The 21270-nt window shown below is 57.4% G+C and carries 18 protein-coding genes and 1 tRNA gene; 6 read left to right on the top strand and 13 right to left on the bottom strand.

The features are described 5' to 3' along the window. Positions 1-252: 252 nt before the first annotated feature. On the bottom strand, positions 253-1047 hold the full coding sequence (locus tag Q8R10_RS05610) for a hypothetical protein (RefSeq protein ID WP_305651803.1): 795 nt from the start codon (positions 1045-1047) through the stop codon (positions 253-255). Positions 1048-1325: 278 nt separating this feature from the next. Beyond that, a complete protein-coding gene (locus Q8R10_RS05605) occupies positions 1326-1754 on the bottom strand; it encodes a hypothetical protein (RefSeq protein ID WP_305651802.1) in 429 nt (142 codons plus the stop codon). Between the two features lie 570 nt (positions 1755-2324). Here Q8R10_RS05605 and Q8R10_RS05600 point away from each other — a divergent pair. Continuing rightward, positions 2325-3038 carry a type IV secretion system protein gene (locus Q8R10_RS05600; RefSeq protein WP_305651800.1) on the top strand — a complete coding sequence of 238 codons (714 nt, stop codon included), beginning with the start codon at positions 2325-2327 and terminating at the stop codon, positions 3036-3038. 234 nt (positions 3039-3272) lie between these two features. After that, positions 3273-4337 carry a type IV secretion system protein gene (locus Q8R10_RS05595; protein ID WP_305651798.1) on the top strand — a complete coding sequence of 355 codons (1065 nt, stop codon included), beginning with the start codon at positions 3273-3275 and terminating at the stop codon, positions 4335-4337. Positions 4338-5260: 923 nt separating this feature from the next. Here the strand turns inward: Q8R10_RS05595 and trfA are convergent. Further along, complete coding sequence (trfA, locus tag Q8R10_RS05585; RefSeq protein WP_305651796.1) at positions 5261-6154, bottom strand: plasmid replication initiator TrfA; 894 nt, start codon at positions 6152-6154, stop codon at positions 5261-5263. Positions 6155-6164: 10 nt separating this feature from the next. Beyond that, complete coding sequence (locus tag Q8R10_RS05580) at positions 6165-6383, bottom strand: DNA-binding protein (protein WP_305651794.1); 219 nt, start codon at positions 6381-6383, stop codon at positions 6165-6167. Between the two features lie 927 nt (positions 6384-7310). Here Q8R10_RS05580 and Q8R10_RS05575 point away from each other — a divergent pair. Then, positions 7311-7772, top strand: a complete 462-nt coding sequence (locus tag Q8R10_RS05575; RefSeq protein WP_305651792.1) for a MarR family transcriptional regulator — start codon at positions 7311-7313, stop codon at positions 7770-7772. Between the two features lie 124 nt (positions 7773-7896). On the opposite strand, the gene Q8R10_RS05570 is transcribed toward Q8R10_RS05575, so the two are convergent. The 5 genes from Q8R10_RS05570 to rpsU form a co-directional block, all read right to left on the bottom strand. After that, a complete protein-coding gene (locus Q8R10_RS05570) occupies positions 7897-8970 on the bottom strand; it encodes a site-specific integrase (protein WP_305651790.1) in 1074 nt (357 codons plus the stop codon). Positions 8971-9098: 128 nt separating this feature from the next. Beyond that, positions 9099-9175: transfer RNA gene (locus Q8R10_RS05565), tRNA-Ile, on the bottom strand. A 155-nt stretch (positions 9176-9330) separates the two neighbouring features. Beyond that, on the bottom strand, positions 9331-11178 hold the full coding sequence (rpoD, locus tag Q8R10_RS05560) for an RNA polymerase sigma factor RpoD (RefSeq protein ID WP_305651788.1): 1848 nt from the start codon (positions 11176-11178) through the stop codon (positions 9331-9333). Positions 11179-11245: 67 nt separating this feature from the next. Further along, positions 11246-13228, bottom strand: coding sequence for a DNA primase (gene dnaG, locus Q8R10_RS05555; RefSeq protein ID WP_305651831.1), 1983 nt, complete (start codon positions 13226-13228; stop codon positions 11246-11248). Positions 13229-13384: 156 nt separating this feature from the next. Next, positions 13385-13600: a 30S ribosomal protein S21 gene (rpsU, locus tag Q8R10_RS05550; RefSeq protein WP_305651786.1), complete on the bottom strand. Its 216-nt coding sequence runs from the start codon at positions 13598-13600 to the stop codon at positions 13385-13387. Between the two features lie 233 nt (positions 13601-13833). Between rpsU and tsaD the strand changes: the two genes are divergently transcribed. Then, positions 13834-14859: a tRNA (adenosine(37)-N6)-threonylcarbamoyltransferase complex transferase subunit TsaD gene (gene tsaD / locus Q8R10_RS05545; RefSeq protein WP_305651785.1), complete on the top strand. Its 1026-nt coding sequence runs from the start codon at positions 13834-13836 to the stop codon at positions 14857-14859. 64 nt (positions 14860-14923) lie between these two features. On the opposite strand, the gene plsY is transcribed toward tsaD, so the two are convergent. Beyond that, positions 14924-15493, bottom strand: coding sequence for a glycerol-3-phosphate 1-O-acyltransferase PlsY (plsY, locus tag Q8R10_RS05540; RefSeq protein WP_305651784.1), 570 nt, complete (start codon positions 15491-15493; stop codon positions 14924-14926). 123 nt (positions 15494-15616) lie between these two features. On the opposite strand from plsY, the gene folB reads away from it, so the two are divergent. Together folB and folK are read left to right on the top strand one after the other, a co-directional pair. After that, positions 15617-15970: a dihydroneopterin aldolase gene (gene folB / locus Q8R10_RS05535; protein ID WP_305651783.1), complete on the top strand. Its 354-nt coding sequence runs from the start codon at positions 15617-15619 to the stop codon at positions 15968-15970. Beyond that, the gene (folK, locus tag Q8R10_RS05530) at positions 15961-16500 is read left to right on the top strand and encodes a 2-amino-4-hydroxy-6-hydroxymethyldihydropteridine diphosphokinase (RefSeq protein WP_305651781.1); all 540 of its coding nucleotides are present in this window, start codon (positions 15961-15963) and stop codon (positions 16498-16500) included. The genes folB and folK overlap by 10 nt, the downstream gene beginning before the upstream one ends. 32 nt (positions 16501-16532) lie before the next feature. Here folK and Q8R10_RS05525 read toward each other — a convergent pair whose 3' ends face one another. The 3 genes from Q8R10_RS05525 to Q8R10_RS05515 form a co-directional block, all read right to left on the bottom strand. Then, entirely contained in the window at positions 16533-16850 is a 318-nt protein-coding gene (locus Q8R10_RS05525; RefSeq protein WP_305651780.1) for a hypothetical protein, read from the bottom strand. A gap of 118 nt (positions 16851-16968) precedes the next feature. Beyond that, complete coding sequence (locus Q8R10_RS05520) at positions 16969-19698, bottom strand: LuxR C-terminal-related transcriptional regulator (protein WP_305651778.1); 2730 nt, start codon at positions 19696-19698, stop codon at positions 16969-16971. Between the two features lie 282 nt (positions 19699-19980). Beyond that, entirely contained in the window at positions 19981-21231 is a 1251-nt protein-coding gene (locus Q8R10_RS05515; RefSeq protein ID WP_305651776.1) for a multifunctional CCA addition/repair protein, read from the bottom strand. Positions 21232-21270: the final 39 nt, after the last annotated feature.

Genomic DNA, 21270 nt, shown 5'->3' with positions numbered 1-21270 from the left:
ATGTAACTGTCTGGCGTTCACTAATCTATGTCGACCCAGGCGCATAGACACCCAGGGCCTGGGTGCGGGCATGCGGCGACGGGGCAGCGGTTCGGCCTGCCAGTTGAAGTAGGGGCAGGTGGGTTGCTCCCAGATCCAGAAGGGGTAATTCATGGGGCTTGCTCATTGGTGAGCCGATTAGTAAGCCTATTCGGCTCGCTGTCCAATTAGGCCCACCAGGTCATCTATGCCCAGGCTTTGGGCATTACTTCTTCAGGCAGATGCTGGATCAGCAACAGCGGAAGGTACTGCATTTGGCTGAGGTATTTGCGCAGCAGAGTGAGCGACAGAAGCATCTGTATGACCGGTGCCTTTTACTGGGTGGATCTCTGCTTGGTCTGTTGTTTCGGCCTGAGTGGTTGGGCGGCATGCAACGGCTTGGCACTCTTCAGAGATGGGTAATGGGTTGGCGAGCAGGTCGCTTTGAATACGTTTGACCTCCTGATAATTGCGCCAGTCCTTTAGAAAAAACCGCACCGCAATGCTACAAATCAGGAACATTACTGCACCGGCAATCCAGCCATATTTCTCATTTATGGCAAAGCTGGTTACGAACGCATACCCCCCGAAAATGAAAATAACGGCTGCTGCTGTGACGGAATAGTAAGCGGCCACCTTGTCCATGGTGTTGATCGAGAGACTCACATGGCCGTCAGGGCGAATCTCTATGTGACGCACGAAGTGTTTTACCCGGTTAGGTGATATGCGCTTGAACTTGCACAGGTGCATCAGGGCTGCGGCATAGAGACTTGTGGTTTTCAGCCCGGAAGCAATTTTGAACACTTCAATGCTGATGGCCTGCTTGAGGAAATGATGCAGCAGGCTGTCTGGATCTACTTGGGGAAGAAGATCTGTCATGCGGCGCAAGTGCCGCCGGGTGAAGTACTCGTAGTGAAAGTCAAAAGCCCCTTTAAGGATTTTGATCGAGAATCCCAGCAGCGTGATAAATCCGGTAGCAAGGGCAAAGCCTAGGTTGTTTTCCAGTAGAGCGGGGAGAGTGCTTTCCATCAGAGTCGTCCTTGATAAGTAGCATGCAGTTTGTGCCCGATCATACCTCCGCTTAGGGGCAGTTGACCTTGTGTAGGCGGAGGTACATCAGAGCCGATGCCACGGTTGTACTAAGTATTAACCGCTCCAGGTCGCCGATGATGTCGGTTCGTTTCTCTGCGCTGAGATTTTCGCGTCCGCGAAAATAACTCGGTGACTTATCAGTCATAATTTTTCGCGTCCGCGAAAATCACAGATGCATCATGCCCATGTTTTGAGTCAAGACCGATCGTGCTGTTTCAGATCGCACCTTCCGAGCGCAGGTCTTCTAGGGTTTGCTTGTATAGCTCGTCGATGTGCTGTGAAAACTCACCTGGGCTCATGCGGGCAAGCCCAGAAAGATAGTCTTCGCCTTCGGGAGTAACTTTCTCAGCGGGGCATGCAGTGCTCATATGAGCTGCCATGTGGCGAAGCTCGGCAATATTGCGCTGCTCGGTGGCGGCACATGGCAGGGACTCCAAGGCGGCAGCAATGGCCAGCAGTTTTACCTTGAATCGCGGTATGGCTTGATCTGGTGTCTCACCGGCCCCGACGATGAATGACATCAGCTCATTCTCTTCGTTGACTGCAAACCAGAGCGTTCGGTTCAACTCGTCCATGTCTGCAAACAGCTCTCGGTACTCGGCTAGCTGCCGGGTAAAGAGATGATCGTTCTCTTCCTGGGTCATTGGGTCTCCTCCTTGAGTGTTGAAGAGCAGGCGTATGCCTGAGGCTAGTTTATCTGCCTAGTGTAGTTTTTCGCGTCCGCGAAAATCATGAATATACCCAACATTTTCGCGGACGCGAAAATTTGATCAACCCGTATAGGTTGCCCCGCTTGTGAGTGGATGGCGGGAGTAACCCTGGTCGTTATGTCAGGATTGCCGCTCGCCGACCTATCCTGCACTAGATTATTTTTCCGCTTCTTATTATTTTTTCTCGTGAGCAGTTTGTGAGCAGTTTGTGAGCATTTGTGAAGCAAGATTAGAGCAGAAGTGATACAGGGTTAGAGCACTATTAGAGCAAAAGTAATACAAATTTAGAACGTTATTAGAGCATCCCATAGGTATCTAGGAGGCAGTTCGTATGCATTTGATATTATTCCAGATGCATTCCAGATGCATTCCAGATGCAAAAGTCTTTGTTCGCGAATTTTCATGTGTGGGGTAAGGTTAGGTTTGGTGCAATTATTTTGGCGTTTGAAGTTTTTGGCCTAAATGATTGTTGTCTCGGTAGATTTAGTAATGGATTGAATAAATATGAATAGTTACGCGAATTTACTATCCAGATGCTTGGTGTCGGTATTGGTCTCGACTGTATTGATAAGTCATCAGGTAGCTCACGCTGGGATACCTGTTATAGATGGCGTGTCCAACAGCATGCGAGTTGCGGAGTTCGCTCAAACCGTTGTGCAGTGGGGTAAGGAGATTGCCGAGATGCAGGCCCAATATGAGCAATTGGTTCAGCAGTATCAGCAGATGCAGGAAACGCATGGAAGCATGAATGGCAGTCGCGGCATGGGTGGCTTGGCAAGAAGTGACTACGGGTATTTAGCGGGCGACTGGCAGTCTGTAATGGCAGAGGCCGACTATAGCTCGGTACTTGAGGCGTCCAAAATTATGGAGGCGAACCAAATGGGGTTGTCCATAGATAGTGATGCCATGCATGTGTATCAACGCTCGCAGAATCAGAACGCATTAAGCCTGTCGATAAGCGAACAAGGGTACAACCAGGTTAGCTCTCGATTTAATTCCCTGAATGATTTGCTGAATAAGGTGAACGGGGCAACTGAGCTAAAGGATATTCAGGACCTGCAAGCTAGGATTCAGGGTGAGCAAATGTTGCTTCAGAACGAACAGAACAAAATCGCTCTATTGGCGCAGCTGCAGTCTGGCCAGAGAGAGATATTGGATCAGCAGTCCAGAGAGGTTGCGATTAAGGCTGGCGAATTCGTTAAGCGTGAGGGGTGGTGAGCATGAGGGGGATTATATTGGCTGCGCTTGTGCTCCTGCTCGCGGGTTGCAAAGAGGGCGCTCCGTTTGTTGAAAATCCGTCCAGAATAATTTTGGACGGTAAAGGATATACCCAGCATGAGTATCTGGAGAGTTTCTGTACGGAAACTCCGAATGACCCCGAGTGCCTGAAAGTATCGGCTGCCCTGAGTCGGGATGCTGTTGAGTTCGTTAAGCGTAAGGGGTGGTAGATAAATGGACGTTGCTGAGTTCGGTTTTTTTAGTCGCATTTTTTCTGAGTTGGATGCTGCGCTAAATATTTATGTGAATGATGTAGTGGTCAGGGTAATGGATTCAATCGGACCGGTCACCTCACAACTTTTAGTGCTGTATTTCATCATTCACGGATTGATGATGATGCGAGGTGTGATTGATGAGCTTATTACGGATTTTGCGTGGCGTGTGATGCGACTCTCCCTGATCGCGGGGTTAGCCCTGAACGTTGGTTATTACAATGATTCTGTAGTCGATTTTATTTGGCGTTTTCCAGAGGCGCTGGCGGCGCTTGTTGTGCAAGGTGCGCCCGGCTCAGGTTCGGCAGCATATCTCGATGGTCTGATGTCACAGATGTATTCGCTAGGCGCATCTTTTTGGGTCAAGGGCACCGCATCGACTATTCCGCACATTGGATTGATTCTTTGCGCTGTTGCCGTTTGGACTGTTGGTTTGGCTTTGACGGCTTATGCCGCGTTTCTTCTATGCCTTTCTAAATTCATGCTGGCTATTCTGCTTGCCCTTGGACCGATATTTATAGTGTTGCTGATGTTCGATTCGACAAAGCGTTTTTTTGAGGGCTGGTTAGGTCAGGCTCTAAACTATGGTTTTACCGTTGTACTTGCCGGCGCATGTATAAAATTGGTGATGGCGGTTCTTGAAATGTATCTCACGGAGAGTGGTGCAGGCATAAAGCTTGATCCGCAAGTGAGTGATATTGTTCCCGCTGCGGCTATTTGTGTTATCGGTTCGCTACTGCTTGCGCAGGTTAACTCTGTCGCGTCTGCATTAGGTGGTGGAGTCGCGATCAGCACGTTGGGCGCTGCAGGGGCGGTATACAACAAGGCGAAAGGTGGAGTGGTTGGAGCAAAAAACATTGCTACAGGTAAAACGCTGTCTGATATGCGTGCGGCTCGTCGCCAAAAAGATAGTAATGCAAGATGGGCTAGCCAGAATCCAGGTAGTACAGCAAGAGTGGCTGGTATTCCTATGGCGGCGTATAGGCAGCTAACTGCATCGCGCTTTAATAATGTTTCGCGAGGTTAAAATGAATCTGTATCTATTATTATTGGTGGGCTCTATTGCTGTGGTAGCAACTTTCATAGTGGCTACTCTGACGCAAAAGAATGTTAGATGTGTTCGTGCTGCTTTGAACGTTGAAAACATAGCTGCACAAACGGCAAATTGTACTCTGCTGAATTTGTGCTTGCTTGTAACTTGGATAGTTGTTTTACAGGATTGTGTTGACGTGGCTAAAGGGACGTCCCTGAGCGGATTTTTTAGTGTCGTTGTATTTTATGCCGGGTTGGCAGCACTCTTGTTTAACAAGCTTCGACGTTCCCAGGAGGCTACGCCGATCTGACTACGAACAGCGCTGACCGTGATCTATTCGGAAAGCCCTCATTTATGAGGGCTTTTTGTTGCGCTTGCCAGCGGTCATAGGCGGCTTGCTGGGCTAGCCAATGGCCGGCTCTGCCCAAGCCTGCAAATTCGAGCTGTATAGCGAGTTCGTGGCTTATGGGGGTAACGCATAGCATGACTGCTGAAAGTAGGCTGGGCGGCAGCCTAGGCGCTTAGTCAGGCTCACAGCTGTTAGCCCCAGCGCTGGGAGCACGTCTGCACGTAGGGCTTCGCCTGAGTGTGGTGGATTGTGCATAGGAAGCATGGCGAATGTTCTCGGGGGGCTCTAGATGGTAATGGCTATGGCGACGGGTGATACCCCGTCCACGCTGTTGCAGAGCTGTTTACCCTGTTCCTGCCGGTGGTGATGTGCGGTAGATGTTCTTGATTCTAAATAGATTAGAAAGGATTAGAGGCTTCTGCCTTTGGTGACGGAGGCCAATGGTTTCGGGGGCCGCAGGGCAGTTTGCCGGCCATAAAATTAGCCAATGCTTCGGGGTTCTCTAGCCAGTGCTTCGGTATGTCCTAGCCAGCGCTTCGGTATTTTCTAGCCACTGCTACGGTATCTTCTATTGCTTTTTTTGACTGCGCAGCGACCGGTTTCCCAGGTGTTTACGCTGCGCTTTGGTTGGCTGCCGAACGACATGCACCGTTTTATTGTGGATCGTGTAACTGAAGAGTTGAGCATGCTCATTACTGGAGCGGGCCAGCGCATCCAGTGCTCTGCGCACATTTTGCACGCCGCTATGTACTGATTGATCGTTACTGCCTGAGAGGCGCAAAAGTGTTTCGATACCGATCGGGAATGGCTTGGCGTGGCTGGAGAAATAGCCATGCAGCCATTGCGCCAGTGGTTTACCAGAAAGCGAGCGCCTGACATCCCAGTCTACTCGTGTGAATGAGCCATGCACGAAGAGGCCGCAGAGCCTTGGGTTCAAACGTATGACGTATTCATTCGTGGCCATATCTCGGAAAGCTTCGTCAATCAGGCTACCCACATAACTGTAGGGGCCGTGTTCGATCTCCACAGCGGAAGCCTTTAGGCGGACGATGCAGCTGTGCAGCGCTTTACGATTTGTACCGGCATCGGCTTTGCTCTGTAGCTTCAGGAGTTGGTAACTGGTCGTTCGTATCTCGAAGCTCTGGGTGTAAGAGCGGGCAAGGTGCAGCACTGTTTCCCAAACGTCTAAATCACCCTGTCCCAAGCCGGGGCCGCTATAACGAATTCGCATGTCTCCCTGAGCGTGCAGCAGCTCTCGGTCTACGTAGCGGCGTGTACTTTTAGTCGTTGCGGAAAATAAGGCTGAGCGGAGCAGCGCATTGGGCACGCCGCGGGTCTCTTCAGGCCAAAATGGCATCTGATAAACAGGCATTGCTGCGACTGACAGCGCAGGCTCTACGCACGGTTTTGGGCGCTCTAATGCGACCTGTTGCATCCGAGCAATTTTGTCAGTCAGGTACATCGGGACTCGCTCAGGCCTCATCAATGAATTGAGCGATAGAACCCACTCGAAAGTAGACGCGCCGACCGATCTTTATCCGTGCGGGCTTTAGCTTCCGGGCAATCTCATTGTCCCCGGAGAGCGTTATGCGGAGCCCTTCCGGGCTGCGATGGAGAATTTCAGCAACCTGCCCGAGGGATAGCAGGGGCGAGCCGCCGTTGCTGCTCAAGATTAGTTCTTCGGTGGTCATTGGTGGTTACGCCTACATGTGGAATGTAGGTTGAACGTTACGCATGAATACGCCTAGGATGGAGACATAGAGTTATGGTTTTAGGTTGACATGAGACGAGCTGAAAACTTCGCTGTCCACTTGCAGCAGCTCACAGCATTTGATCAGTGTGATCCGGGCTTTGCTGAGTGCATTGCATTGTTTTCGGCAAAACTGACCTCTTCGTATAGCCTGACATCCCGTAGGTATTCTGTTTGGGCAGGGGTCAGGTCGATTCTAGATGAAGCCTTTACGCATGCTGTCGAAAGTTATTCAGGGGGCTGGCCCAATCAGCTGTTGGGCAACATGAAGCTATCTGGCATGGGGAAGAGTCCACCTGAATGGCGAGCTGATCCCGTGATAATTGAGTGCCCGAGTGGGTATGACCGGACAGAGCTAAGAATCAGCAAGATAGATCAGTTTGAGATGAAGCCACCAGACACCATGGATGTGGACTGGCAGGTTTCTAATCTTCGGCTTTGGTATACAAATCTACGGTATGTGATTCGAAGTGCTCAGGACGCTGTGAGCGATCCATATGAGCCTGCCTGTCACCACTTTTGCAGTACGTTGGATACTGCAATGCGGCTGCTCTCGGTTCTTGCTGCGCTGCGTCCAGGTCGCTCCATCTACTTCGGCAATTGGTTGAGTGATGATCGCACTCGGCCGCAGGCGGCCTCGTATTGTGAGCTCTGCTGGCGTATGACGAAGAGGTGGAGTTCGTTGGTTTGCACAGAGGAAGGCCCTAGCAAGTATTCGCCAGAAGCTAAGTGGAGAAAGCTGAGTAACCGATATTGTGAAGTCCACGATCCTGGTGAGCCCAAATCACGATACCGCCGTGATCTTCCATACAAGCAGGCTTTCCGACGTGAGCTAGAGGCTTTGAGGGGGCGAGGGCGTTCCGGCTTTTTGTTTCGGTTTCCGTTGCCTAATGGTGCCGATACACAGGAGCTGCGCAAGACTGCTTATGACCAAGTGCACTCCAAGTTACGTCCCGTGACGGCATCGCCGGCAACCAATCCAGGCCTTCGTGAAAAGATTTGGGTTCTTCATAAGGAAGGGCTTCATCAGGCGGAAATTGCCAGGCGGCTTGGGATTTCTCGCCAGGCAGTATCTAAGGCTTGGAAGGGGCTTGATGATTTAGTCAGGCTGCGTCGGGCAAGAGCATGTATCGACCCTACGACCGGCGAGTCGCCAGTGAGTGATGCTGTATTTACTGAGCTGAAATCACTGTACGCGCAGGGCATGCCAATCCCGGAAATTGCACAGCACATGGGGTTGCTGGAGCGCGAGGTTGCAGTACTGGTTCGTCGTGATGCTGATGAAATCTCAACGAGTCTGCTGAAGCAGCAGCTATATGGGCTGTCTTGAGCTTGAAAGATTTAAGCTGGGCTCCCCCAAAAAGTACGGACTTGTCCATCCTTTTTGGGGGAGCAGTACTGATGAGCAAACACCTGAGGGCTTTCAGTTGCAGCACAGACCAACGAGATTTCAGTCAATCGGCTAGCCCGCTGCTCGTAATTCTATCTAGTTTCCCTACCAAGTCCTCTGCCCGCAGGTGCGTGTAGCGCTTCAGCATCTGCATCGACTTGTGCCCGCTGATGGCGGACACCTCCTGGTCGGATAGGCCGCCTTCGACCAATCGGCTTACCGCCTCATGCCGCAGGTCGTGGAAGCGCAGATCCGGCATGCCGAGTTTGGTTTTCAGTAGTCCCCATGTCTTGGTGAAGGCGTAGGGGCTGCGCTTGCCGTTTTTGCCTGGCTCGCCAAAGAACACCAGGTCACAGTCAGTCGGCCGTATCGGGTTGTTCAGCGCTGTCTGGAATGTTTCTGTGGCCCACTTGCTGAGTGGGACGGTGCGTGCGCTATCGTTCTTGGTGTCTGAGAGGCGCACCACGCGCTTTTTCATATCAACCTGATGTCTGCGCAGGGATGTGATTTCGGATGAGCGCATGCCTGTTTCCAGCGCGATGCGGACGATCCAGCCGAGCATGGGGTTGCTGTGATTGTTTACGGCTGTCAGCAGGCGGCGTTCTTCTTCTGCGGATAAACGGCGGTCACGGCCTTCGCCGGGGCTTGGTTTGCGTATGTTTAGCACTGGGTTGAAGCTGAGGCCCAGGCCCCATTCCTGAATGGCTACGGTGAACAGGTGGCTGAGTAGGGCCAGCTCTAGGCGCACGGTGTTGTTGCTGGTGGGTTTGTCGCGATTGGTGATCGAGGCCAGGCGGGCATCGCGGTAGCCGGCGATGATTTCAGCGGAGAGGGCGGCCATGGAGTATTTGCCCAGGTGGCTGATCAGCTGCTGGGCTTTGGTGGCTTCTGCGCGCTGGGTGGTCGGCTTCTTGGTTGGGCTGACCTCGCTGAGGTAGCGCTTCAGGGCCATTTCCAAGGTCAAGCGTTCGGAGCCGCTGCGCTGGATGTACACGCCCCTGACCATTTCGTCCTCGGTGCGGCGTGCCCAGTCTTCGGCGTCGCGCTTGGTGCGGAAGGTTTTGGTATTGGTCGGCCAGCCTGTTTTGCGCACTAGGGCTTTCCATGTGCCGGCTTCCGTTTTGACGATGGTGGCCATCTTTTTTCTGCTCCAAAGGTGTGCTGCTGTACCGGCACTGTACTGAATTTGTACCTTTGGACTATAGGACTGCTCTAGCTGCTTTTCTAGCGTGCATAAAAAAGCCCCGCATTGCGGGGCTTTGAAGCTGGTGGGCCCACACGGACTCGAACCGTGGACCAAAGGATTATGAGTCCTCTGCTCTAACCAACTGAGCTATGGGCCCCAGAAAGCCGGCGGATTATAACGAGGTGGTGCGGTTAGCGCCAACTTAACGGTGCGTTGGCGGCGAAATGATCGGGTAGTTGCGCAGGTTTTTGTTTTAGCCGGTGCGGTGCGGGAGCTAAAACAAAAACCCCAGCCGGGGCTGGGGTTTTGTTGTTACTCGTCGAGGAAGGAGCGTAGATGCTCGCTTCGTGACGGGTGGCGTAGCTTGCGCAGTGCCTTGGCTTCGATCTGGCGGATCCGCTCGCGGGTCACGTCGAACTGTTTACCGACTTCCTCAAGGGTGTGGTCGGTATTCATGTCGATGCCGAAACGCATGCGCAGCACTTTGGCTTCGCGGGCGGTAAGGCCGCCGAGTACGTCGCGGGTGGCTTCTTTGAGGCTCTCTACAGTCGCCAAGTCGATCGGCGATTGCATGGTGGAGTCTTCAATGAAGTCGCCCAGGTGCGAGTCTTCGTCGTCGCCGATTGGGGTTTCCATGGAGATCGGCTCTTTGGCGATCTTCAATACCTTGCGGATTTTGTCCTCGGGCATTTCCATGCGCTCGCCGAGCTCTTCCGGGGTCGGTTCGCGACCCATCTCTTGCAGCATTTGCCGCGAGATACGGTTGAGCTTGTTGATCGTCTCGATCATATGCACCGGGATGCGGATGGTCCGCGCCTGGTCGGCAATGGAGCGAGTGATCGCCTGGCGAATCCACCAGGTGGCGTAGGTGGAGAACTTGTAGCCGCGACGGTATTCGAACTTGTCCACCGCCTTCATCAGGCCGATGTTGCCTTCCTGAATCAGATCGAGGAACTGCAGGCCGCGGTTGGTGTACTTCTTGGCGATCGAGATCACCAGACGCAAGTTTGCCTCAACCATTTCCTTCTTCGCGCGGCGGGCCTTGGCCTCACCGATCGACATGCGGCGGTTGATGTCTTTGATTTCGGCGATGGTCAGGCTGCAGTCGGCTTCCAATGCGATCAGCTTTTGCTGGCAGCGTTGGATGTCTGGTTGCAGGCGGCCGATGGCTTCAGCGTATTTGCTTTTGCCTTTGGCCAGCGCGTCGCTCCAGCTTTCGTCGATTTCATGGCCGGGGAACAGGCGCAGAAAATCGGCGCGCGGCATCCGCGCATCACGCACGCAGAGCTGCATGATGGCGCGTTCTTGGGCGCGTATGGCTTCCAGAGCGCCGCGAACCCGCACCACCAACACTTCGAACTGTTTAGGGATCAGCTTGATCGGCATAAACAGCTCGGCCAGTAGAGCCAGCTCGGCAATGCCTTGCTTGCTGCTGCGACCGTGCTTCTTCAGGACCTTTTTGGACTTTTCCAACTGCTCCAGTACGGCGCCGAAACGTTGACGGGCAACTTCTGGATCGGGGCCGGTCTCGACTTCTTCCTCTTCTTCCTCGGCGGCTTTTTCTTTGCCGTCGTCTTCTTCGTCTTCAGCCTTTTCTTCTGGGACGACTGGCACTACGGGCGCGACTTCGGCGGGAACGCTGCCGTCATCGGGATCGATATAGCCGATAAAGAGGTCGGTGAGCTTGCCGCCTTCGACGCTGACACGGTCGTATTCGGCGAGTACGCCGGCGACGGTGCCAGGGAAGTGGGCGATAGCGCCCATGACTTCGCGGATGCCTTCCTCGATGCGTTTGGCGATTACAATTTCGCCTTCGCGGGTGAGGAGCTCTACCGTGCCCATTTCGCGCATATACATGCGCACGGGATCGGTAGTGCGGCCAATGTCGCTTTCGACCGATGCCAGCGCAGCGGCGGCTTCTTCGGCGGCGGCTTCATCGGTATCGGCTTCGGCTAATAGCAGGGCATCTGCATCAGGAGCGGTTTCGAAAACCTTGATCCCCATGTCGTTGATCATGCGGATGATGTCTTCGACCTGCTCTGGATCGGAAATTTCTTCCGGCAGGTGGTCGTTGACGTCCGCGTAAGTCAGGTAACCCTGCTCACGACCACGACTGATCAAATCTTTTAGGCGGGACTGTTGTTGCGCTTTTCCGGACATAACACCCTATCCATTGAAGGTCTTGGCGGGCAAAAAACAAGCCGCGGATTATACCCGTGAAACGGCCTTATGCGCCAGTTGTAGTTGGGGCTATTACTGGCGTATTGCGGCTTAGTAGGTCGCGTAACTGCTCTTTATCTTCAGTGCTGAGTTCGCCTTCGCGCGCTTTGCGCAGCAGGCGCTCAAGGCTGTGTTCGCGCTGACGGGCTGCAAGACTAGTTATAGTGTCGAAAAACTGTTGTTCAAGGTTGTCGGCTGAAATCAGCCATTCCTTTTCCGCCAGTGCGCGCAGCAGGCGGCCCTGGTCGGTGCCGTGCCAGCGGGCAATCAACTGCAGGCTGCGCAGCTTTGGATTCTTTTGCAGCGCTTCCAGTAGGGCGACCAGCAACTGGGCGTAGGTGTCGTCTTCGGCGGCGAAGTGGCTGGCGTCTTCGACTTTCTGCGCCAATTGTGGGTGATGCAGCAAGGTGCGCAGGGCGGTCAGGGTCGGTGATTCGACGTTGACGGCTTTGCGCGGTCCGCGTGGGGCGTCGTCATTGCCGCCTTTTTTCCAGTTTTTGTCTTTGTTCCAGGCCTTGCCTTCAGTCTTCTTCCAGCTGTTTTGCTGGCCGTAGCCGATGGCGGCCGGCATTTCGATGTAGTCGGCGTAGTCGGCAATATCGGCCATGTCGCCGTAGTCGGGCGGTGCGTCGTAATTGATCTGTGGCGGATAGTCGGCGGGTGCAGGCGGTGCTGGGTTGTGGCTGATCGGGTCGCTGTTATTGCTGTTGAGGCCGGTGATTTCGCTCAGGCGTTGGCGCATCAGGGTGCGCAGATTGGCGCCGGGGACCTTGTCGATCAGCGGGGCGGCGAGGGTGGCGAGGTGCGCCTTGCCTTCCATGGAGCGCGGGTCGGCTTCTTGGCAAAGCTGCTGGAAAAAATAATCGGCCAGTGGCTGGGCTTGCTGGTTGATGCGCGCGCGAAACGCCTCGGTGCCCTCGCTGCGGACCAGGGTGTCGGGGTCTTCGCCTTCGGGCAAAAACAAAAAGCGCGCGCGGCGGCCATCTTGCAGGCTCGACAGGGTGGCTTCCAGGGCGCGCCAGGCGGCTTTGCGCCCGGCTTGGTCGCCGTCGAAGCAAAACAGTACGCTGGGCACTATACGAAACAGGCGCTTGAGGTGTTCTTCGCTGGTGGCGGTGCCGAGCGTGGCCACGGCGTTGCGCAGGCCTTGTTGGGCCAGGGCAATGACGTCCATATAGCCTTCGACCACCATGATCTCGTCGAGATGGCGATTGCTTTGGCGTGCTTCATAAAGGCCATAAAGCTCTTGGCCTTTATGAAATACCGAAGTCTCCGGCGAGTTCAGGTATTTCGGTTTGTCGTCGCCCAGTACGCGACCACCAAAGGCGATGACGCGGCCGCGGCTATCGCGAATCGGGAAGATCACCCGGTCGCGGAAGCGGTCGTAGCGCTTAACTTTCTCGGGGTTGTCGGCGTTTTCCACCAGCAGGCCGGCGTCGATCAGGTTCTTTTGCGCCAGCGTGTCGCCGCCCAGGTGTTTGGCCAGATTGTCCCAGCCGGGCGGGGCGAAGCCTAAGCTGAAGTCGCGGGCGATCTCGCCCGACAGGCCGCGGCCCTTGAGGTAGTCGACGGCGGCTTTGCGGGTTGGATGGCTTTTCAGGGCTTGGCGATAAAACTCGCTGGCGGCAGTTAGCAGTGCGTAAATCGGCGAATCGCTGGGTTGGCGCGGCGCTTGCAGGCGGCCGCCTTCCTCGCGGGGCACTTCCATGCCGGCGCGTTTGGCCAGCTCTTCCACGGCCTGGATAAAGTCCAGGTGGTCGTGGTCCATGATAAAGCCCAGGGCGTTGCCGCCGGCGCCGCAGCCGAAGCAGTAGTAGAACTGCTTGTCTGGGCTGACGCTAAAAGATGGGGTCTTCTCTTTATGGAAGGGGCAGCAGGCGCTGTGGTTCTTGCCGGATTTTTTTAAGCTGATGCGCGAACTCACCACGTCGACGATGTCGGTGCGGTTCAGGAGGTCGTCGATAAAAGATTGTGGAATCAGGCCGGCCATAGGATTCAGGTTACTGCGTGAGGCGGTTTGGGCCGTCAAAAACAAAAAAACTCCGGCCATTCGCTGAGTCGCGAAGCGGAGTGTGGTGTGACACTGCGGTAGTGCTCAGCCGAGGCTGGGCATTACCGCAGTAGCGTTAGCGGCGTAGCAGTGAACTCAGTACAGACGTTCGTGACGGCGCTGTTCGCGCTGCACTTTCTTCGCGTGACGCTTAACTGCCGCGGCAGCTTTACGCTTGCGCTCGGAAGTTGGTTTCTCGTAGAACTCACGGCTACGAACTTCGGCCATAACGCCGGCTTTTTCGCAGGTACGCTTGAAACGACGCAGAGCTACGTCGAAGGGTTCATTCTCTTTAACTTTGACGGCTGGCATCGAGGGCTTACCTTCACTATTTACCGGTGGTGAACGCTCTCCTGGCAGTAAGCACTGAAGAACGCGGTTTTTAAGGGCTGCGGATGGTAACCCCTCGGCGTTAGGAATGCAAAGCCTCTGATCGAAAAGCGCTGGTCGGTGCGCAGGTGCCTGGCGCTCTAAGTTCGACAGGCTCCCAGACGGCGCTTATTATGCGCGCCTGCAAATTTGCCCATCTGATAAGGCGCAAACCCATGCTCGTGCTGGGCTTAGAGACTTCCTGCGATGAAACCGGCGTAGCCCTGTACGACAGCGAGCGTGGCTTGCTGGCGGATGCGTTATTTAGCCAGATCGATTTACACCGTGCTTACGGTGGCGTGGTGCCCGAGTTGGCCTCGCGTGATCACGTTAAGCGCATGCTGCCGTTGATCCGCGAGGTGCTGAGCGAGGCGCAGTGCACCGCTAAGCAGATCGATGCCATCGCCTATACCGCAGGCCCCGGCTTGGTCGGTGCCTTGCTGGTTGGCGCCTCCTGTGCCCAGGCACTGGCGTTTGCCTGGGATATCCCGGCGCTCGGCGTGCACCACATGGAAGGCCATCTGTTGGCGCCGATGCTGGAAGAGCAGCCGCCGCAGTTTCCGTTCGTGGCCTTGCTGGTTTCCGGTGGCCATACCCAGTTGGTGCGTGTCGATGGCATCGGCCGTTACCAGTTGCTTGGCGAGTCGCTGGATGACGCCGCCGGCGAAGCCTTCGATAAGACCGCGAAAATGCTCGGTTTGGTCTATCCCGGTGGCCCGGAGATCGCCCGTTTGGCCGAGCATGGCCAGCCGAACCGCTTTGTGTTCCCGCGGCCGATGACCACCCGGCCGGGTTTGGAATTTAGCTTTAGCGGGCTGAAAACCTTTGCCTTGAATACCTGGCAGCAGGAGCAAAAAGGCGATGCCAGCGATGAGCAGACCCGCCGCGATATCTGCCTGGCCTTTCAGCAGGCGGTGGTGGATACGCTGACCATCAAGTGTCGGCGGGCGCTGAAATTAACCGGCTTAAAGAACTTGGTGATTGCCGGCGGGGTGAGCGCCAACACGGCGCTGCGCCAAGGCTTGGAGAAAATGCTCGGCGAATTTAATGGTCAGGTGTTCTATGCGCGGCCACGCTTTTGCACCGATAACGGCGCCATGATTGCCTATGCCGGCTGTCAGCGGCTGTTGGCTGGGCAGCATGATGGCCCGGCAATAGGTGTGCAGGCACGCTGGCCGATGGAGCAATTATTGCCGCTGTGAAGCGGATTCAAATTGGATGGGTAGCGTGTCGCCTGGCCGAGCGCAGTAGTTTTTCAACGGCCGGTTAAAATTGCCGTTCGCGCCCGGCGAACAGGTCGCGTAAATTGCTTCTGTGGCGCCACACCACCAGGCCGCACAGGGCGCTCATGGGCAGTAAGGCGCCGGGTTGTTGCCAAGCCAGCAAGGGTAGCGTCAGCGGCGTGGCGATCAGGGCGGCGAGCGAACTGATACGGGTCAATTTGAAACTGAGCAGCCAGGCGGCGACAGCCAGTAAGGCGGCGGGCGGATAGAGCCCGAGTAACATGCCGGCGGCAGTGGCTACGCCTTTACCGCCGTGAAAACGAAAGTACAGTGGGTACATATGCCCGATCACCGCGGCTAAACCTATCCAGGCTTGTTGTTGGATGTTGAACTGCCAGGCAGCCGCCACCAGTACCGGCAGCAGGCCTTTGAGCAGGTCGCCGAGCAGGGTGAGGATGGCGAGTTTTTTCCCGGCGACGCGCAGCATGTTAGTCGCGCCGGGGTTGCCGGAGCCGCTGGCACGCGGGTCTGGACCTCCGGCCGAACGGCTGAGCAGGATGGCGAAGGACAATGAGCCAAGCAGGTAGGCGAGGATCGCCAGTAGCCAAAACATGGTTTCCATTCCGGGGCGGTTGAGCCTCGATTCTAACGGCGCATTGCGTCCTTGTCCTGTGCAGTGGCGCAGGTGCACAGGCAAACTGTTGCGCTGACTGTGGGTCGCGCTGGAGAAGCGAGTTTGGACAGAGTGTTTATTGAAGGCTTAGAGGTCGATACGGTGATCGGTGCCTATGACTGGGAGCGGGAAATTCGCCAATGCCTGCGGCTCGACCTGAGTTTTGGTTGGGATAATCGCCCGGCCGCCGCCACCGATGATTTGACCAAGGCACTGGACTACGCACAGGTGTCGGCGCGGATTCAGGCGTTTGCCAGCGCGTCGACGTTCATCTTGGTTGAGACCTTTGCCGAGCGCCTCGCCGCGCTGTTGATGAGTGAGTTCCAAATCCCCTGGCTGCGACTGAAATTGACCAAGCCCGGCGCCGTGTCTGCGGCCACCGGTGTGGGCGTGGAGATTGAGCGCGGATGTCTCTGACCCAGGTGTTTCTAGGCCTCGGTAGCAATATCGAGCGCGAGGCGCACCTGTGCGCGGGGCTCGACGCGCTGGCCGAGTTGCTCGGGCCGCTGGAGTGCTCGCCGGTGTTTGAGAGCCTGCCGGTGGGGATCAAAAGCGGCCGGTTTTTCAATCTGGTGGTGTCGGCCTATACCGGCCTGCCTCTGGCCGAGCTGGATCACCGCTTGAAGTGTATCGAGGCCGACAATGGCCGCTATGCGCCGAATCGCCAAGGCTTGCCGCTGGATATCGATGTGCTGCTGTATGGCCAGCAAGTCGGTAACTTTGATGGGTTGATCTTGCCGCGCGGCGAGATCCTTAAAAACGCCTTCGTGCTCTGGCCGCTGGCGCTGCACGCGCCGCAACTGTTGCATCCCGGCGTGCAGCGCAGTTTCGCCGAACTCTGGCAGACGGCGCAGATTGCGCAGCAGTTGTGGCCGGTGGCATTTGTCTGGCGGGGTCAGCAACTGACCCCCGCGCCGCTGCTGGACGCCTTTACGCCAGCAAGTTAAATCATGCGACGAGTTGGCCGCTCAGTTTCGGCTCAGGCCGTGTGCTTGCTGCGCAACTCGGTCGCAAAATGCCGTACCTGCTCGCCGATGCTTTCAATCGCCAGGCGGGCGCGGACAATCAATAGGCCCACATGCAGATCAAACAACACCCAGGGCACTAAGTTGAAAGGCACGTCCTCGGTGGCCTTGGCTTCGATCAGCTGCATCATCACTTTGTGTGTCTGGCGGTCGTAGCGTGGGTGGCTGCGGTTGCCGGCTTGCTCGCGGGCTTGCGCCCAAAGCTCTACGACCTGGTGGTCGGTGAGGCCGGAAGAGATGGCCAGAATGTGTAAGTTACGGGGTGCACGCATGATATTTCTCCTTGCCTCTTGGAGTGTCGAGGCGATGGGAGAAGGTTATGGGCTGGCGCTGCCGGCGGCCATCACCCGCAAGGGGTGGGCAGGGGTGGGTGGGGTGTGGGGTTGCTGTTCAATTGAGCAGGCCGAGCAGTCGGGCGCGATCGACCGCATGCTGGCGGTTACCGGCATTCAGCTTGGTAAACAGCTTTTTCATGTGCCATTTGATGGTTTCGTTGCTGAGTCCCAGAGTTGAGGCTATTCGCTTGTTCGGTAGCCCGGCGGCCAGCAGTTGCAAGACCTCAGTTTCTTTGGGGGTCAGAAACGCGCTGGCTGCCGTTGCGGGTGCAAGGCTGGCGGGGTTGGCGGGTTCGGCCAAGGAGGTTTGAGCCGCCGCGAGCACCCGCTGCACAAAGCCTGGGCTGATGCTGGCGTTAAGCCCGCCGGCAGCGGCGCTGCGGGCGATCAGTTCGACAATGGCCGGCAGGGTGTCGGCAAATACCCGCACCTGACCACCGGATTCGGCGTGGCCGAGAGCGGTATTCAATAAGGAGTTGGGCGACTCGCCCGCCCGTTCACTGACCAGTGCCTGCAAGGCCAGGATCTGCACCATCTCCCGCCCGCGATTAAGCTGCTGCGCCAACGGCCAGGCCTCGCTCAGCCAGCGACTGGCCTCGGGGTTCTGCTCGGCGCTCAGCGCCGTGTAGCTGTGGGCCAGGGCGCGGTACAGCTGCAGCAGCGGATGCAGGCTCTGCGCGGTGAGCGGCGCGGCCTGGTCGAACAGCGCTTCCAGGTCGGCGAGCAGGGCCGCACATTGGCCGCTGCGTTGGCGGGTGGCATGCAGGCGAATGCGCTCCAGCAGGCCGAGTAAATGGGTGCTGAGAATCCCTTGGCTGGCGCCGACAGCGGTCAAGGCTTCCAGCAGGGCAAAGGCCCGCGGCTCGCAACCGTCGGCGGCGGCGATGCGGGCTTGGGTCAGGTAACTGCGCTCGCTCCACATCAGCTCGCCGCTGCGCCCGCTCAGGTCAAAGCGCGCGGCCAGTAAGGTGCGCGCCTCGCTGCGCTGGTCACGTTCCCAGCAGGCACTGGCGAGCACCGCCGCGAGGGTCATGGTCAGCTCGTTGCGCCGTCCGGCGCGGGCTTCACATTCGCTATAGCGGCGCCGCACGGCGGCTTCGGCCAGCACTGGGCGGCCTTCCCAGAGGTAGATATGACCGAGGCTGCGGTCATGGAAAACGCTTTGGGCGAAGTAACCGTGCTCGCCCTGGATGCTCAGCAGCAAGTGTCGGGCCTCTTCGCTGGCGCCGCGAAATAGCGCGGTAAACGCCTTGATATGCACCATGCTGCGGGCGGCCAGGGAGTCTGGCGCGTCGCCGGGGAAGGCCTCGCTATAGCGCCGCGCGGCGTCGAGGCGTTCGGCGCGGGAGTTGGCCACGGCCAGAATCGCCAGCGCCTCGCAATACAACTCAGGGGGCGTGCACGGTGGTTCGACCAGGCTGCCGACAAAGTGCTCGGCGCGCTGCCAGTCGCCGCTCAGTGCCGCTTGCCAACCGGCGGTTAGACGCAGCGCCGGGTGCTGGAAGATCTCTGCGGCCGGCAGGCGTGCCAGCCAGTCCGCTACTGTGCCGTAGTGGCCCTCTTTCATGCAGCTGTCGTAGAGGTTGTCGGCAATCAGCGCGAAGGCTTCGTGTTTGTGGCCCGCTGCCAGCGCATGGCGGGCGGCTTCTTCGGGATTGTCGTGGGCCGCCAGCCACTGCCAGGCGCGGCGGTGAATGGCCTGCTGCTCGGCGACTGGTAATTGCTGGGCCGCCTGGCTGCGCAGGTATTCGCGAATCAGCGGGTGCAGGCGTAGCCATTGGCTGTTGTCGACGCTGCTGAGCAGGGCGCTTTCGCTGCGCAGTTGTTCGAGTAGCGCGGCCGCATTGGGCTGCTCGCTGATGGCCGCGCACAGCTCGGGGTGAAGCGCATCGAGCAGGGCGCAGCGCAGCAGGAAATCGGCCAGGCCAGGGGCTAAATGAGCGAGGAAGCCGGCCAGCAATTGCTGGGTGGTTTCATCGCCGGAGTGCGAGAAATGTTGCAAGGCCTGCTCGGGGTCGCTGGCCTGCTCCATGGCTGTCACCGCCAGTTGCAGGCCCAGCGGCCAGCCCTCGGTGAGTTCATGCAGGCGCGCCGCCAGGCCGAGGCTGGCTTTTTCGGCGAACCGCTGGTTGAGCAAACTGTGGGTTTCGTTGAGGTCGAACTGCAGTTGTTTGGCGCTGACCCGGCGTAAATTGCCGTGCGCGACTAAATCGTTAATGGCCAGTGGCAGACGACTGCGCGAGCCGATCACGATCTGCAAATTGGCCGGCAGATTGTGCAGCAGGTAGTCGCACAGTTCGATCAGGGCGGGATCGTTGATGCGTTCACCGTTGTCGAGGATGATCACTGTCGGGTGGGCGGTTTCGGCAATCTCGGCCAGCAAAGTGGTCGCCGCCTGCGCCAAACCACTGCCGCGCAGCAGTGCCTCGCGGGCATCGTGACCGAAGTTGGCTTGGCCGCTGGCGCGGCGCAGTCCCTCGACTATGCCGCTGCCAAGGCTGGTGATGCTGTCGTTGCTGTCCAGATCAAACCAGGTGACCACGGCGCCGGCGTGCAACCAGTCGAGTCGCCACTGCGCCAATAGCGAGGTCTTGCCGTAGCCGGCCGGGGCTTCGAGCAAGATCACGGCCGCATCCTCGGCGCTGGCGCGCAGCTTGCTCAAACGCTCCCGGGTTAGCAGGCTCTTGCGCAGGCGCGGCGGGGTGAGCTTGAGCACCAGACTCGGGGTTAGCCCCTCAAGCTCGGTCAGCAGTGGGCGATTAGGGATGCGCGTCTCGGCAGTCATCAAGAGTCCGTGTGTATTAGGGTCTGTTGCCGTTTCATCGCGAGCCGCGTTGCCGCGAGAAATGGCCCCCGGTTAGGCGCAGGACGTAGGTAATGGTATTCCCTTGCCAAGTCCTGCAACAACAGCGGGGGCCATTTCTCGCGCAACCCGAAGGGCCGGGCCTGTTTTTGCGCGAGGCGGCGTTTCTCGTCGCTCATTTGGAACAACCAAATCGCGCTCCTCGTGCCTTGCCTCGCGCAAAAGCAGGCTCCGGCGCGGCCGTGAATGAAATGGCAACAGACCCTAGTGGGTGGCGTTAGCTTGGGCCTGACGTTGACTCTGACGGAACTGCGTGAGTGCTTGCAAGCGCGCTCGATTCAGCGCCTCGCCCAACTCTGCGCCGGTTAGCCCCTGCTCCAGCAGTGGCTGTACGGCCACCGCGCGGGCTGCGTGCATGGCGGCCCGCAGGTAGGCGGCTTGCGGGTAGTCGCGCTGTTCGAACCCGAGGCGGCCACGGGCGTCCATCTCGCAGGCCTGGAGGAACTCTTCGAAACGTTGTGGCCGGCGGTAGACGTCAAAACGCTGCAGCAACTCAAACAGGGTGCTGGCTTTGAGTTCGAGGGCGCGGTGGCCGTGGGTGTGGTACTCGCCGACCAGTAGCGCCAGTTCTTGGCAATCTTTCGGCGCTTTGCAGCGGGCGTTGACCGCGCGAATCAGCTTTAAACCGCGTACTTCATGGGCAATATGCCGTGGCCATTCGCAGGCCAAGGTGGTGCCCTTGCCCAGATCATGCAGCAAGCAGGCCCAGCGCACGGTTAAGGGTTGGTCATGCAGGGCGCACTGTTGCAGCACCATCAGCAGGTGTACGCCGGTGTCGATTTCGGGGTGGTGAGTGGCGGTTTGCGGCACGCCGAACAGTGCGTTGACCTCGGGCAGCAAACTGGCCAAGGCGCCGCAGTCGCGCAGCACCTGGATAAAAATGTCGGGGCGCGGCTCGAGCAAGGCGCGGGAGATTTCCTTCCAGCTGCGTTCGGCGGTGAGTGCCTGCAGCTCGCCGGAATCGCTCAGTTGGCGCATCAATGCCAGGGTTTCGGCGGCGACGCTAAAGCCCAACGGTGCATAGCGGGCGGCGAAACGGGCGACGCGCAAGACCCGCAGCGGATCTTCGGCAAAGGCTGGGGATATATGTCGAAGCAGCCGGGCGGCCAGGTCGTGTTGTCCGCCGTAGGGGTCAAACAGCTGTCCCAGGGTGTCTTCGGCCATGGCGTTGATGGTCAGGTCACGGCGGATGAGATCCTCCTCAATGCTGACCTCTGGGCTGGCATGGAAGGTAAAGCCGCCATAGCCCTGCCCGGATTTGCGTTCGGTGCGGGCGAGGGCGTATTCCTCGCCGGTGTGTGGATGCAGAAACACCGGAAAGTCATCGCCGACCGGGCGATAGCCCAGTTCGAGCATTTGCTCTACCGTGGCGCCGACCACTAGCCAGTCAATATCGCTCACCGGGCGGCCGAGCAGGCGGTCACGCACCGCGCCGCCTACTTTATAAATTTGCATGCAAAACCCTCCACTAACTAGGCCACAGCATAACGCCTG

The organism is Pseudomonas sp. (assembly GCF_030698175.1).
Classification (GTDB): Bacteria; Pseudomonadota; Gammaproteobacteria; order Pseudomonadales; family Pseudomonadaceae; genus Aquipseudomonas.
Note: the sequence above shows the minus strand (reverse complement) of the source record. Positions and strands in the feature narration are given on the sequence as shown.